The 12,949-nt window shown below is 77.9% G+C and carries 11 protein-coding genes, 1 tRNA gene and 1 riboswitch; of the genes, 2 read left to right on the top strand and 10 right to left on the bottom strand.

Annotation, left to right across the window (positions count from 1 at the left end; translation table 11 throughout):
• Positions 1 to 44: 44 nt before the first annotated feature.
• Together ACFWDO_RS05325 and ACFWDO_RS05330 are read right to left on the bottom strand one after the other, a co-directional pair.
• Positions 45 to 1,301 carry an aspartate aminotransferase family protein gene (locus ACFWDO_RS05325; RefSeq protein ID WP_380314851.1) on the bottom strand — a complete coding sequence of 419 codons (1,257 nt, stop codon included), beginning with the start codon at positions 1,299 to 1,301 and terminating at the stop codon, positions 45 to 47.
• A gap of 48 nt (positions 1,302 to 1,349) precedes the next feature.
• Positions 1,350 to 2,570 carry an MFS transporter gene (locus tag ACFWDO_RS05330; protein ID WP_380314854.1) on the bottom strand — a complete coding sequence of 407 codons (1,221 nt, stop codon included), beginning with the start codon at positions 2,568 to 2,570 and terminating at the stop codon, positions 1,350 to 1,352.
• 96 nt (positions 2,571 to 2,666) lie between these two features.
• On the opposite strand from ACFWDO_RS05330, the gene ACFWDO_RS05335 reads away from it, so the two are divergent.
• Complete coding sequence (locus tag ACFWDO_RS05335; RefSeq protein WP_380314857.1) at positions 2,667 to 4,040, top strand: SWIM zinc finger family protein; 1,374 nt, start codon at positions 2,667 to 2,669, stop codon at positions 4,038 to 4,040.
• Positions 4,037 to 7,480 (top strand): hypothetical protein, encoded by a 3,444-nt coding sequence (locus ACFWDO_RS05340; RefSeq protein ID WP_380314860.1) that lies wholly within the window; start codon positions 4,037 to 4,039, stop codon positions 7,478 to 7,480. Before ACFWDO_RS05335 ends, ACFWDO_RS05340 begins: the two co-directional genes overlap by 4 nt.
• Here the strand turns inward: ACFWDO_RS05340 and ACFWDO_RS05345 are convergent.
• From ACFWDO_RS05345 to ACFWDO_RS05380, 8 genes are all read right to left on the bottom strand, one after another.
• On the bottom strand, positions 7,461 to 8,081 hold the full coding sequence (locus ACFWDO_RS05345; RefSeq protein ID WP_380314863.1) for a class I SAM-dependent methyltransferase: 621 nt from the start codon (positions 8,079 to 8,081) through the stop codon (positions 7,461 to 7,463). The genes ACFWDO_RS05340 and ACFWDO_RS05345 overlap by 20 nt on opposite strands.
• 65 nt (positions 8,082 to 8,146) lie before the next feature.
• The gene (locus ACFWDO_RS05350; RefSeq protein ID WP_380314866.1) at positions 8,147 to 8,872 is read right to left on the bottom strand and encodes an energy-coupling factor transporter transmembrane component T family protein; all 726 of its coding nucleotides are present in this window, start codon (positions 8,870 to 8,872) and stop codon (positions 8,147 to 8,149) included.
• Positions 8,869 to 10,383 carry an ABC transporter ATP-binding protein gene (locus tag ACFWDO_RS05355; protein ID WP_380314869.1) on the bottom strand — a complete coding sequence of 505 codons (1,515 nt, stop codon included), beginning with the start codon at positions 10,381 to 10,383 and terminating at the stop codon, positions 8,869 to 8,871. Before ACFWDO_RS05355 ends, ACFWDO_RS05350 begins: the two co-directional genes overlap by 4 nt.
• Positions 10,376 to 11,029: an ECF transporter S component gene (locus ACFWDO_RS05360; protein WP_380314872.1), complete on the bottom strand. Its 654-nt coding sequence runs from the start codon at positions 11,027 to 11,029 to the stop codon at positions 10,376 to 10,378. Before ACFWDO_RS05360 ends, ACFWDO_RS05355 begins: the two co-directional genes overlap by 8 nt.
• Positions 11,023 to 11,135, bottom strand: a riboswitch (TPP riboswitch). (Overlaps the previous gene by 7 nt.)
• A 164-nt stretch (positions 11,136 to 11,299) precedes the next feature.
• A tRNA-Ala gene (locus ACFWDO_RS05365) sits at positions 11,300 to 11,372 on the bottom strand.
• A 90-nt stretch (positions 11,373 to 11,462) separates the two neighbouring features.
• Entirely contained in the window at positions 11,463 to 12,152 is a 690-nt protein-coding gene (locus ACFWDO_RS05370; protein WP_380314874.1) for a histidine phosphatase family protein, read from the bottom strand.
• A complete protein-coding gene (rsfS, locus tag ACFWDO_RS05375; RefSeq protein ID WP_380314877.1) occupies positions 12,149 to 12,595 on the bottom strand; it encodes a ribosome silencing factor in 447 nt (148 codons plus the stop codon). Before rsfS ends, ACFWDO_RS05370 begins: the two co-directional genes overlap by 4 nt.
• On the bottom strand, positions 12,592 to 12,949 hold a 358-nt coding region (locus tag ACFWDO_RS05380; protein ID WP_380346831.1), incomplete at its 5' end, for a hypothetical protein. The genes ACFWDO_RS05380 and rsfS, both read right to left, overlap by 4 nt.

Raw genomic sequence — 12,949 nt, forward strand, 5'->3', positions numbered from 1 at the left:
TCCTTCTGCCTGTCACGCGTCCCCGGCGGGATTGCTCGAGGGCGCTAGAGCGTGTCGCGCACCGCCCCCGCGAGGACGTCGAGCCCCTCGCTCAGGTCGTCGTCGGGGATGGTGAGCGGCGGGATGAGCTTGAGCACGCGGCCGCCGCTCCCGCAGGCGCCGATCAGCAGGCCGCGGTCGAAGCACTCCGCGACCACCGCCTTCGCCAGGGCGCCGTCGCCCAGGTCGAGGCCCTGGATCATGCCGCGCCCGCGGACGGCGAACCCGCGCCCCTCGGGGCCGGGCGCGTCCTGCGCGAGGGACAGCAGCACGCCTGCCATCCGCTCGCCCTTGGCGCGGACCTCGGTCATGAGGGCGTCGTCCTCGAAGTAGGTGAGTGCCTCGCGACCCGCGACGAACGACAGCCCCTGCCCGCGGAAGGTGCCGGTGTGCTCCCCCGGCAGCCAGCGCGCGTCGTGCTCGGGCTGCACGAGGTTCATCGCCAGCGGCGTCCCGTAGCCGCCGATGCCCTTGGCCAGGCAGATGATGTCCGGGTCCAGGCCCATCCCGTCGAAGCTGAAGTAGCTGCCGGTGCGGCCGCAGCCCACCTGGATCTCGTCGATGACGAGCAGCGCTCCCACGTCGCGGGCGAGCTCCTGCACGGCCCGGAGCCACTCGGCGCTCGCCACGTTGACCCCGCCCTCGGCCTGCACCGTCTCGACGACGAACGCGGCCGGTGCGGCGAGGCCGCTGGAGACGTCGGCGAGCTGGGCCCGGTAGGCCTCCAGGGACTGCAGCCCGCCGCCCGGGGCGGTCTCGAACGGGAGCCGCACGACGTTCTCCAGCGGCACCCCCGCCGCCGCCCGGAAGAACTCGTTGCCGGTCAGCGCCAGCGACCCCAGCGTCATCCCGTGGAACCCGTGCGTGAACGCGACGACCTCCCGCCGCCCGGTCACCTTCCGCGCGAGCTTGAGGGCGGCCTCCACCGCGTTGCTGCCGGTGGGGCCCATGAACTGCAGGCGCATCGACATCCCGCGCGGCTCGAGCACCGTGCCCACGAACGCCTCGATGAAGTCACGTTTGGTGGTCGTGGCCATGTCGAGGCTGTGCGCCACCCCGTCGGCCTCGAGGAACGCGATCATGGCCCGCTTCATCCGCGGGTTGTTGTGCCCGAAGTTGAGCACGCCCGCCCCGGCGAAGAAGTCGACGTAGCTACGCCCGGCCTCGTCCACCTGGCGCGCGTTCGACGCCGAGGCGAACACCGTGGGGTACGTCCGGCTGTAGCCGCGGATCTCGGATTCCCACTTCTCGAAGACCTCCATCTCCCACACCTAGTTGCTCGCGGCGCGGGGCGCAACAGGCGGCGCGGGTCAGTCGGCCCCGCGGCGGCGTACGAGGTTCGCCAGCGGCGAGTAGCGCGGCACCCAGCGTGCGAGGGCGGCGGCCGACGCCCCACCGAGCGCCGCGGTGGCCCACACCCCCGCCGCGAGCGAGCCGAGCGCGGCCCCCGCCGACAGGAGCAGCGGGCCCAGCGCGTCGCCCGTGTCCTGGAAGAGCCGCCACACCGACAGGAACGTGGGCCGCACGGCCGCGGGCGCGACGTCGGCCCCGAGCGTCATCACGATGCCCGACCCCATCCCGTTGCCGACGCCCAGCACGGCCGCGACCACGGTGACCGCCGCGACGGTGTGCGCGAACGGCAGCAGGGCCAGGCCCGCCGCCATCGTGAGCATGGACGGCACCGCCACCCACAGCCGCCCGAACCGGTCCATCACCTTGCCCGCCGGGTAGAACAGCAGCATGTCGAGGGCACCCGAGACGCCGAAGACCAGCGAGGTCACCTCGGCGTCCAGGCCCAGGTGCTCGCCCCACAGCGGGATGACGGTCTGCCGCGCGCCGCGCACCGCGCTCACCAGGAGGATGGCGACGCCGAGCGTCGCGAACAGCTGCCGGTGGTCGCGGGCCACGGCCGCGACGGAGACCCGCGGCCCGCCGCCCGCGCGCGGCAGCGGGGCGCCGGCCCGGGGCTCCGGCGGCACCAGCGCGAGCACGGCCACCGCCACCAGCGCCGCACCGGTGCCGAGCCAGAACGCGCCCTGCAGCGACGTCGCGGCGATCACCGCGGCGCCCGCGAACGGCCCCAGGAACAGCCCGATCCGGTGCACGCCCGCCAGCGTCGACAGCACGCGCGCGCGCCGCAGCGGCGGGGTGATCTCGGTGAGGTAGGCCTGTCGCGCGAGGTTGAACACGGCGTTCGCCGCGCCGAGGGCGAGCACGCCCAGGGCGAGGCCCCACAGCGCGGTGGTCAGGGCGATGGCGGTGAACGCGAGCACCGCGACACCGCCCGCGAGCAGCATCGCCGTCCGGTCCCCGAGGCGCTGCGCGAGCGCGCCCGCGGGCAGGTCGAACGCGATCTTGCCGAGCGGCAGCAGGGCCGCCACCAGCCCCGCGACGGTGAGGGTCGCGCCGCGGCCCGTGGCCGTGACGGCGACGACCGGCAGCAGCGCGCCGATCCCGATCTCCAGCACCAGGGTGGGGAGGAAGGCCCCGAGGACGACGCTGCGGAACGGGAAGAGGGGCGGGGACGGCACGCACCCTTCCTATCGCACGCGCGCCCGGCGGCGGCGGGCCGTCCGGCGGGCCGTCGGTCGCGGGTCGCGTCACCGGCTCGTGGCACCCTCGGGGCCATGACAGGCACCCGGGCGTTCGTCGGCGCGTCCACCCTCGACGACGGCGGCCTCGCCCTGGCCCTCGCCCCCGGCCTGGCGCCCGGCGGCCCGGAGGCGTCCCCGTCGTTCTTCCACGGCTTCGCGACCCACCCGCAGGTGCTCGCCCGGTCCCTCGTGACGCTCGCGGACGTGACCGCGACCCGGTACGTCCAGCCCGCGCCGTCCACGCAGCGCGACCCGGTCCTCACCGCGCAGGGCGACCGGCTGCGCGCCGAGGTCTTCTCCGCGTGCAACGGCGTCTACGCCCGCCTGGACCTCCTCGGCGACGGGCTCGACGGCGGCGAGATCGGCTCCGGCACCACCAACGTGGACCTCGGGCCCGACACCCGGCGCGCCCTGACCGGCGTGGGCCGGGCGGACCTGCTCCACCTCGACGTCGGGGTCGGCGGCCTGCGCGTGGCCACGCCCGGCGTGCAGGTGGTGGAGCGCCCCGTCGAGATGCCGCCGCGCTGGGTGCGGGCCCTCGGCAACGCGGCCGAGCTGCACCACGGCCTGGCCCCCGTGCTGCGGCTCGACGGCGCCGCGGCGCGGTCGTTCGTGGCCTCGCTCCCGGCGGCGACCTCGACCGCGCGCTCGGGCTGGCTCACGGCCGCACCCTCGGGCGCCCGGCTCGCGCCGCGCCGCTCGGCAGGGTCGGTGCACGTGAGCGGCCTGCACCGCCTCGCCGCGCTGAAGCGGCTGCTGGTGCACGTGCGCGGCGTGACCGTCTACGGCCCGGCCGACGGCGGCGCGGGCCCGGCGCTGGTGGAGGTCGCGCTGCCCGGGGCGCGGGTCAGCGTCGGCCTGACCGCCGAGCCGTGGCGCGGGCACTCCGGGGAGGGCTCGCTGCTCGACGGGCTCGCCGCGCCCGAGGCCTCCGGCGACGCCGACCTGGTCGCCGCCCTCCTCGCGTTCGAGCCCGTCGTCGACGTCGCGCGCCTGGCCCGCGACGCGGCCCTCGACGACGCCCGCGTGCGCGCCGCGCTCGCCGTGCTCGCGGCCCAGGGGCGGGTGGGGTGGGACGCCCACGACGCCGCCTGGTTCCACCGCGAGCTGCCCGACGACCCGGGCCGCCCCGAGCGCGACAACCCGCGCCTGCGGGCCGCCCGCGCCCTCGCGGCGAGCGGTGGAGCGCGGCCCGACGGCGACGGCTTCCTCGTCCGAGGCAGCGGCGGCGACCACCGCGTCCGCCTCGCGCCCGGCGGTCACGGCCCGGACACCTGCACGTGCACCTGGTACCTGCGGCACGGCGGTGACAGGGGCCCGTGCCAGCATGTGCTCGCGGCCCGCCTGGGCGCGGCCGCGCCGCCGGCGCAGGGCCGGTCCGACGACGAGAGGACCCCGCACCCGTGAGCTCCGTGCCGCGCGTGGACACCGACCTGGCCACCCCCGCCCTCGCCCGCGCGGTCGAGATCTTCCGGGAGCTCGGGTGGGACGGCGCCGACCCCCAGGATGCTCCGACGCTGCCGCTGGGCTCCCCCGCGCAGCAGCGCGAGGCGCTCGCCGGGCTGCGCCGCGGCCCGTGGCAACGGCTCGGCACCCTGGACGAACGCTCCTGGGGCTGGACGGCGTTCACCACCGCCGACCTCGACCTCCTCACCCTGTTCGCGCTGCGGCTGGGCGTCGACGCCGCCCGGACGGTCCAGCTCCTCGCCCGCACGTCCCGGCTCCCGGCCGACCTCGTCGCGAGGGTGGTGGCCTCCCGCGGACCGGAGTTCGCTGCCCAGGTCGTGGCCCGCGGGTACGCGTCGACGAGCCGGCTGTGGGAGCACTCGATGTCCTCGCTCGGCGACGTGGCGACCCTGCTGGTGCACCGGCTCGGCCTGGACGTGCCGGACGACGTCGAGTACCTCAAGGACTGGGCGGCCTTCGCCGCGGCCGAGCTCACGGGCGACGCGGTGGACTGGCTGTTCACCGGGGAGCCGCTCCCGGCCGGACTGGTGCCCCCGCGGTACGCGGAGCACGCCCGGGCCGCGGTCACCGTCGGGCTGCCGGCGACGGGCCCGTTCGGGCGGACCTACGCGGCGGCCGTCGGCGCCGGCTGGCTCGACCGGGACGAGGCCGTCGACCTCGCCTTCCGGGCCCTGGACGCCGCGACCCGGCCCGGCGACCGCAAGGCGTGGGCCGTCGTCCTCACCGCGCCCCCGACCGCGCGCACCCCGGGCCTCGCCGCGACGCCCGCCGAGATCCTGGCACGCGCGGACCTGCTGGTCGGCGTGCTGGCCACCGGCGAGGCGCCGCTGGTCGAGGCGTTCGCTCCCGCCCTCGTCGAGGGCGCCGACCCCGCGACGCTCGCCGACGTCCTGCTGGTGTCGCTGGCGGTCGCCACCAAGAAGGCGCAGCGCGCCGTGCTCGCGGCCGCGTCCCGGCGGGCGTCGTCCGACAGCGGCGCGGGGCCCGAGGTCGTCGAGCTCGTCGGGGACCGGGTCGCGGAGCTCGCCGCCGGCCGGGACCCCGCGGTGGCGCGGGCCGCGCGCGCCGTCCTGGAGGCGTGGGGCGTCGCCCCGGCGAAGCCCGCGCGGCCCGCCGGACCTGCCGCGACGGCTGCCGCGACCGCCGGGCGTTGGCGGCCCACCCCGCCGGTCTGGACGCCGCCGCGGTTCGCGCCGCCGGAGGCGACCGGCGCGGAGCTCACCGCCGCGGCCGCCGCGCTCACCCTGCAGCCGGAGGGCGCCGCCGACCTCGCCCTCGAGACCTTCCTCCACCTCGCCGTCCAGGTCGCGCGCCGCGACCCCGAGGAGGCGCGCACCGCGCTGCGCGGCGTGGGGCCGTCGTGGCAGCCGGGGCTGGGACCGGTGCACGCCTGGGTCCGCGGCGAGCAGCCGGAGCACGGGTTCGACGCGAGCGGCGCGGTCTACGGTGTGCTGCACGCCCGCGACCACGGCGTCGTCGAGCGGCTGGGCGAGGTGCCGAACCTGCTGTCGGCACCCACCCGCGTGGACCTGAGCGTCGACCCCGCCGACCTGGCCGACCGGCTCGAGGAGTACGCGTCGTCCGGCTCGCCCGCCGTCGAGGCCGACCTGTTCCTGGCGCTCACCCGGCTGGACCTCGCCCGCGCGACGCCCGAGGTGCTCGACCGGCTGGGGGCGCTCGAGGTGCCCGTCGCGGGGCAGCGCGGCCGGGACCTGCGGCTCCTGGCGGGCCCGGTCGTCGTCGCGTACGTGGCCGACCCGGTCGCCGAGCCGGCGCTCGTCCGCGACGAGCGCTGGGACTGCTGGCGCGCCGCCCCGGTCGTCCTGCCGCGCTCGCTGCACGGTTTCCCCCGCCGCATCGACACCCGCGGCTACGCGGGCCACGACGCGTACGCGGTGTTCCCGGGGTGGGGAGACGCCGCCGCGGAGGGCCTCGTGCACAGCGAGGACCCGGCCCTCGGCGTCACCCTGCGGCAGGCCGCGCGCCGCGCGACGCCGTTCGGGCCCGCGGGCGCGGTCGCCGTGCTCGGCGCCCAGCGGGGCTTCCACGAGCGGGCGGCCGAGGACGGCTCCGCCGCGGCGCTCGAGGCGTGGGACCGCGGCCTGCTCCGGCCCGGCGTCGCCGACGCGGCCCTGCTCGACCTGCAGACCACGCCGCGCGCCCTCGCGGCGTTCGCCGCCGCGGCGGTCCGCCTCGCGGACGACGGGCTCGCGTCGGTGGTCTGGCCGGTGCTCGACGACCTCCTCGCCGCCTCCCAGGCCCGGACCCGCCTGCTGGCCGGCACCGCGGAGCTGGCCGAGGCGATGCTCGCCCTCGCGCCGGACGCGGCCGCCGCCGTCGCGACCGGGGTCGCCGACCCCGCGGTCCTCGCCGTGCCAGGGTTGCGGCGGCTGGCCGCACGGCCGGGCTCCTCGCGGGCCGTGGTCGCCGCGCGGGAGACCGTGGCGGCGCTCCCGCCGGTCGCGGGGGAGCCGGTGGCCCCCGCCCCGGCGGCACCGGCACCCGTGGGCGTCCCCGACGACTTCGACGCCGTGTGGCCCGCGGGCGTCGCGACGCTGCCCGCCGTCGACGACGGGGTCGGCGTCACCGCGACCTGGCAGGACCCGGACGCCCCCACGAGGCTGCTCGCCCTCGACCTGCGGCTCCCCGCCCACCCCGGCCGCGTCTACCGGGTCGTCAAGGTGTGGGCGTACGACCTGGAGCGCGAGGGCCAGTGCGCCGCCGTCGCGCGCGCCGAGGGCGAGGAGCCCGACACGTCCGGCTACCCCACGCGCGGCACCGAGGCATGGCTGGCCTGGGACGCGGAGGCCGGCGTGCTGCGCGCGCACGAGCACCGCAACCGCACCGAGGGCACGGGCGGGCCGCTGCGGCCGCCGGCCGGCGGAGTCCCGCCGCGCAGCGCGGCCCTGCACGCCGTCGCCCTGTCCATGCTGTGCCACGAGGGCGACGCGGGGATCGCCGGGGAGCACGTCGTGCGCGAGCTGATCGAGAGCGGCGGCATCGGCTGGGCGGGCGTCCGCCTCGCCGCGCGCGCCCTGGTGACGCAGCCCGCGGCGAGCCCCGCGCGCATGGTCCGCGTGGTGGAGCGCCGCCCCGCCACGCTGCCCGCCCTGTGGCCGGTGCTCACCGAGGCGGTCGCCGCGGCGGGCGCCACCGACGGCCCGCTGCCCCGCTGGCTCCCCCGCGTGCTCGACGTCGCCGGTGCGGCGCTGCCCTACCTCGCGGAGGCGGCCCGCCGGGGCCTGGTCCCGGCCGACGCGGCGACGTTCCCCGGGCTGGAGGCGATCGCCGCGCGGCCCGGCCGCACGGTGGGGCCGGCCAGGGCCCGCGCGCTGCTCGCCGCGGTCGGGGCGCAGGGGCTCACGCGCGCCGCGTCGTGAGGAGCAGCGCCGGCAGGTGCTGCTCGTCGTCGGTCGGCCGCGCGACGATCTCCGCGTCCGTGACCTCGGTGGACGTCCAGTCCGCCGCCGGGAACGCGGCGCGCAGGTCGCCCGCGGTGGTGCCCCAGCCGAGCCCGGCCCGCACCGACATCGCGAGCACGGCGACGAGCGCGTCGGGCGGGCAGATCACGGCCAGCCCGGCCACGTAGGCGGCGCGGCCGTCGGCGTCGAGGGAGTGCAGCAGCCCGGAGTCCAGGACCGTGCGCGGGCGCACGTCGAGGCGGTCGAGGTGGCGGGCGTCGGCCACCTCGAAGCGCACCTCGCCCGGCGGCTCGAGGATCGCCTCCGCGGCCCGCTCCCGGGCGCGCGAGATCGCGTGGGCCGCGCCGTCGACCCCCACGACCCGGTGCCCGGACCGCGCGACGGCGAGCGCCAGCACGCCGGTGCCGCACCCGGCGTCGAGCACCGGGTCCGCGAGCACCGACCGCCGCACCAGGGAGAGCAGCGCGGGCTGCGGGCGGCCGATCTCCCACGGCGGCGGGACGTCCCCCGCGTACAGGGCGTCGAAGTCGTGCTGCGGGCGTGCCTCCGGTCCGGCCATGCGCGCACCTCCTGAGCCCAGTGTGCGCGCCGCGGGCGATCCCTCACCTGTCAGGGGTGGGGCGTCTACCCCGCCGCGAGGACGGCGAACGGCAGCGCCGCGACCAGGACGCCGACGGCCAGCACCGCGGTGTCGTGCCGGGCCCACGGCGCCGGCTCCGCCCAGGTCCGCGAGCCCGCGCCCGCGAAGCCACGGGCGTCCATCGCCACCGCCATGGTCGTCGCGTCGCGCAGTGTGGCCGCGAGGACGGCGAACGTCACGGAGGCGGCGTGCCGCCCGCGGTCGAGGGGCCCGTGCCCCGGCCCGACGCCGCGGGACCGGCGGGCCCGCGACGCCTGCTCCCACACGGTGCCGAGGCGCTCGAACCGCTGGAGCGCGGCCGCGACCCCGACGACGAACCGCGCGGGCAGCCGCAGGCGCTGGCCCAGCTGGTCGGCCAGCCCGCTCGGGTCGATCAGGGGCGCGAGCGCGACGCCCGGCAGCGCGAGGACCGCGATCCGCATCCCCGCGACGGCCGCGACCTCGAGGTCGCGGCCGCCCAGCAGCCACGTCGACCACGTGACCGACGCGACCGCCACGACCACCGCGAGGTAGCGCGCCGCCGGCCCGGAGCGCCGCGGCAGGCCGACCGCCCCGCAGGCGACGACGGCGCCCAGCGCGGCGGCCGCCGACGCGAGGTCCCGCACCCCGAACGACGCGACCAGGCCCAGCAGCCCGAGCGTCACGAGCACGAGCGGGTTCGCCCGCCCCAGCACGCCGAGCGCGCCGGTCGTGCCGCCACCGCCCGTCATGCCGCGGCCACCCGGTGCGGGCGGCCCATGCCGTGCCCGTCCTCGTCCGGCCCGCCCGGCGGCAGCGCGACGCGATGGTCGGCGAGCCCGACGAGGTGGCGGTCGTGGGTGCTCGCCGCCACGGTGGCGCCGTGCCCGGCGGCCGCGACGACCCACCCGGCCACGGCGGCCCACGTGTGCCGGTCCTGGCCCACGGTGGGCTCGTCGAGCAGCGCCAGGGGTGGCCGGTGCGCGAGAGCCGCCGCGAGCGCCAGCCGCCGCTGCTCGCCGCCGGAGAGGCGGAACGGGTGCGCGTCGGCGAGATGGTCCAGGCGCAGCAGCGCGAGCACGGCGTCGACGTCCACGGGCACATCGAGCCGCCTGCCGGTGAGCGCCACCTCGTCGCGAACGCGCAGCGCGAGCAGCCCGTGCTCGGGATGCTGCGGCACCCACCCGCAGCGGCGGGCGAGCTCGCGCGACCGGGTGCCGCGCCCGGGCGACCCGGCCACGCGCCCCCGCGCGGGCCGCAGGTGCCCGGCGAGGGCTGCCACGAGCGTGGACTTCCCCGCCCCGGACGGGCCGGTGACCGCGGTGAACCGGCCCGCGGGCAGGCGGGCGTCGACGCCGTCCAGCGCGCGCGTGGTGGTGCGGCCCCGCAGGCCCCGGGTCGTGAGGTCGACGCCGAGTGCGTCGACGGTCACCTCCGGACCGGCGTCGTCCGGCGCGACCAGCGCCGCGGGCACGGGCAGCGGGTCGGGCGCCGGGGCGTCCGGGAGCCAGATGCCGGCGGCGGTGAGCGCGGCCCGGAGCGGGGCGCCCTGATCGACCCCGGGCTCGCCCCCGGGCTCGACCCCAGGTGCGCGCAGGGCGCCCGGCGCGACGTCGTGCGTGACGACGCCGCCCGGGCCGAGCACCACCACCCGGTCGAGGTGCTCCAGCCACGGCCCCACGTGGTGGTCGACGACCACCAGCGAAGTCTCCGTCCCGGCGAGCGCGTCGAGCACCGCGGACCGCACCTCGGCCGCGGCGTCCGGGTCGAGCATGGCGGTCGGCTCGTCGAGGAGCAGCAGGTCCGGGCCGCACGCCAGCGCGCCTGCGAGCGCGAGCCGCTGCAGCTCCCCGCCGGACAGCGCGGAGGTCGGCCGGTCGAGCGGGTACCGCAGCCCCACGTGGTCCAGCGCCCCACGGGCGCGGCGCCAGATCTCCTCCCGCGGCAGGCCGGCGTTCTCGGGCCCGAACGCGACGTCGCGGCCGATCCGCTCGGCGACGACGGCGGCCCCGGGGTCCTGGAGCACGAGGCCGACGACGCCGTCCACGTGGGCCGTGCCGGACAGGTCGCCCGGCAGCGGGTCGCCGAGCACGCCCGCCAGGGCGTGCAGCACGGTCGACTTGCCGGCCCCGCTGGGACCGACGAGCCCGATGCGTTCCCCGGCGCCGACGGCGAGATCGAGCCCGTCGAGCACCGGCGTCGCCCGCCCCGTCGGGCGCCAGGTGAGCCCCGCCAGCCGGGCGCGCGCGCCGCCGTCAGCCACGGGCGACACGGGCCGCCCCGGCGGCGCCGTCGGCCAGGTCCCGGCCGGGCGCGAACGCGTCCAGCACCCCGGTGCGGGCGAGGGCGCGCACCAGCGCCGCGCCGCCGAGCCCCGCGAGGAGCGCGCCGGACAGCGCGAAGAAGCCGAGGTAGGCGAGGCGGAACCCCCACTGCCAGTCGGGGTAGTAGGCGAACCACTCGTAGACGGCGCCGCACGCGCCCGCGGCGGCACCCGACAGCGCCGCCACCGCGGTGCCGAACCGGCGGTACAGGAACAGCGCCAGGACGAGCTCGACGCCGAGCCCCTGCACGACGCCCGAGACGATCGCCGAGAAGCCCCAGCCGGCGCCGAGCAGGGCCTCGACGCTCGCGGCCACGACCTCGGTGAGCAGCGCGGCGCCAGGCTTGCGGACGATCAGCCCGCCGAGCACGCCGCCGAGCAGCCAGCCGCCGCCGAGCAGGCCGGTGGCCGGCGGGAACGCGACGACGAGCCCCGCGGAGAGCAGGTGGTAGAGCTGCGTCCAGCCCCAGAAGACGACGCCGACGGCGACGCCGAGCATCGCCATCGTGACCAGGTCGACGGTGCGGTACCGCAGGCTCGCGCGAGCCGTCCCGAGGACGGTCGGACGCATGATGGGCGCGGACATTCCAGGTAACTCCCTTCGCCGGTGCTAACCGGAGCAGGTTCCAAGGGTCTGCGGCTCGTGCCCGCACTCTCAGCGCCCCTTCGACGGCGCTCCCCTGTCATGGGTGTCTTCAGTTGTGCGTCAGGTGTGACGTCACCTGCGGCGGCCCTCGATGCGGCCGCAGGACCGACCCTAGGCGACGGCGTCGTCGACGCAAGGCCGTCCCGCCCCGTGGGACCCGGGTACGCGAGAAGGCCCGGAACCATGTGGTTCCGGGCCTTTTCGTCGGGGTGGAGCTGAGGGGACTCGAACCCCTGACCCCCTGCATGCCATGCAGGTGCGCTACCAGCTGCGCCACAGCCCCGAGAACCGGCGATCCATGGCCGCGAGCGACCCATGTTTCGTCTGATTCGGTGTGTTCCTCCGGGCTTGCGCCCCTCGGAACGTCGATATCTTAGGCAGACTTCGGGCCAGGTTCCAAATTCCAGTCCGGACCGGCCTGCCAGTGGTCCAGCGGGTACCCGGCCCCCACGTTGTGCGCCACGAGCCGCCACGCCGGGACAGCGCCGGCCCCCGCCCGATGCAGGTGCGACCAGTGCACGTTGTGCATCCCGGCCAGCCCGCGCCACGAGGTCGGGTCGAGGCCGAGCAGCGCCGTCACCCCCAACGAGATCGCGGCGCCGTGGGAGACGAGGACCAGGGTCGCGTCGTCGTCCAGCTGCTCCGCGTGCTCGGCGACGGCCTCGGCCATCCGCGCGGCGACCTCCGCCTTGGACTCCGCTCCCGCTCCCGCCGGCTCGGCGCCGCGGCGCCAGGCGGCGTACTCCTCGGGCCAGCGCGCGGAGAGCTCCTCGCCCGTCATGCCCTCCCACTCGCCGAAGCCACGCTCGCGCAACCGCACGTCGGTCTGCACGGGGGCGCCGCCGAGCGCGTCCGCGTACGCGGTCGCGGTCTCGAGGGCGCGACCCAGGTCGGAGGAGACGATGCGCGTCGCGCGGTGGGACGACGCGAGGGCGGAGCCGCCCTCCCCCGCCTGCCAGCGGCCGACGTCGTCGAGCGGGATGTCGATCTGCCCCTGCAGCCGCAGGGACGCGTTGTACGCCGTGCGGGCGTGGCGCAGCAGGACGACGGTCCCGGCCGTCACCGCTCGTCGCCCGCGAGACGGATGGCCCCGTCACCCGCGGCGTCGCCGTACTCGGCCGCCGCGGCTGCGCCGTCGCCGCCGCGCGCGTCCTCGGGCAGGTCGATGGCCGGGCAGTCCTTCCAGAGGCGCTCCAGCGCGTAGTAGACCCGGTCCTCGGCGTGCTGCACGTGCACGACGACGTCCCCAAAGTCGAGCAGCACCCAGCGCGCCTGGGCCTTGCCCTCGCGCCGGATCGGCTTGGCGCCGGCCGTGATCATCGCCTCCTCGACGGCGTCCACGATCGCCGAGACCTGGCGCTCGTTGGTGCCCGACGCGATGAGGAACACGTCCGTGAGGACGAGCTGCTCGCTCACGTCGAGCGCGATGATCTCCTGCGCCTTGCGGTCCGAGGCGGCCCGGGCGGCGACGACCGCCAGCTCGACGGCGCGGGGGGTGGCGGTCATGCGGCGGCTCCAGGCGGGGAGGTCGTAAGGGAGTGGACCACCGCGGGCGCGGCGGAGTCGGTGCTGAAGCTCTTGTCGTCCGAGCCGGCGAGGAGCAGCTTCCACACCAGCAGACCGAGCACGAACGCGACGACGACCAGCACGATGTAGTGCAGCCAGGTGTACGACGCCTCGGGCTCGTCCCAGTCCTCGTCGTCCTCCTCCTCGACCTGCGGCGCCGCCGAGCGGGCCCGCACGGGCTGCTCCGAGGCGACGAGCGCGTCGAACGGGGACGCGGCGGGCCGCGCGGGCGCGGCCGGTGCCGCCGGCGAGGCGCCCGCCGTGGGGCGCGACGGCGGCACGGCGGCCGGCCGC

It is taken from the genome of Isoptericola sp. NPDC060185 (assembly GCF_042728595.1).
GTDB lineage: Bacteria > Actinomycetota > Actinomycetes > Actinomycetales > Cellulomonadaceae > Isoptericola.

Coding starts and splice junctions, on each gene's coding strand:
- ACFWDO_RS05325 (WP_380314851.1), bottom strand. CDS start 1,301: ATGGAGGTCTTCGAGAAGTGGGAATCCGAGATCCGCGGCTACAGCCGG.
- ACFWDO_RS05335 (WP_380314857.1), top strand. CDS start 2,667: ATGACAGGCACCCGGGCGTTCGTCGGCGCGTCCACCCTCGACGACGGC.
- ACFWDO_RS05345 (WP_380314863.1), bottom strand. CDS start 8,081: ATGGCCGGACCGGAGGCACGCCCGCAGCACGACTTCGACGCCCTGTAC.
- ACFWDO_RS05350 (WP_380314866.1), bottom strand. CDS start 8,872: ATGACGGGCGGTGGCGGCACGACCGGCGCGCTCGGCGTGCTGGGGCGG.
- ACFWDO_RS05360 (WP_380314872.1), bottom strand. CDS start 11,029: ATGTCCGCGCCCATCATGCGTCCGACCGTCCTCGGGACGGCTCGCGCG.
- rsfS (WP_380314877.1), bottom strand. CDS start 12,595: ATGACCGCCACCCCCCGCGCCGTCGAGCTGGCGGTCGTCGCCGCCCGG.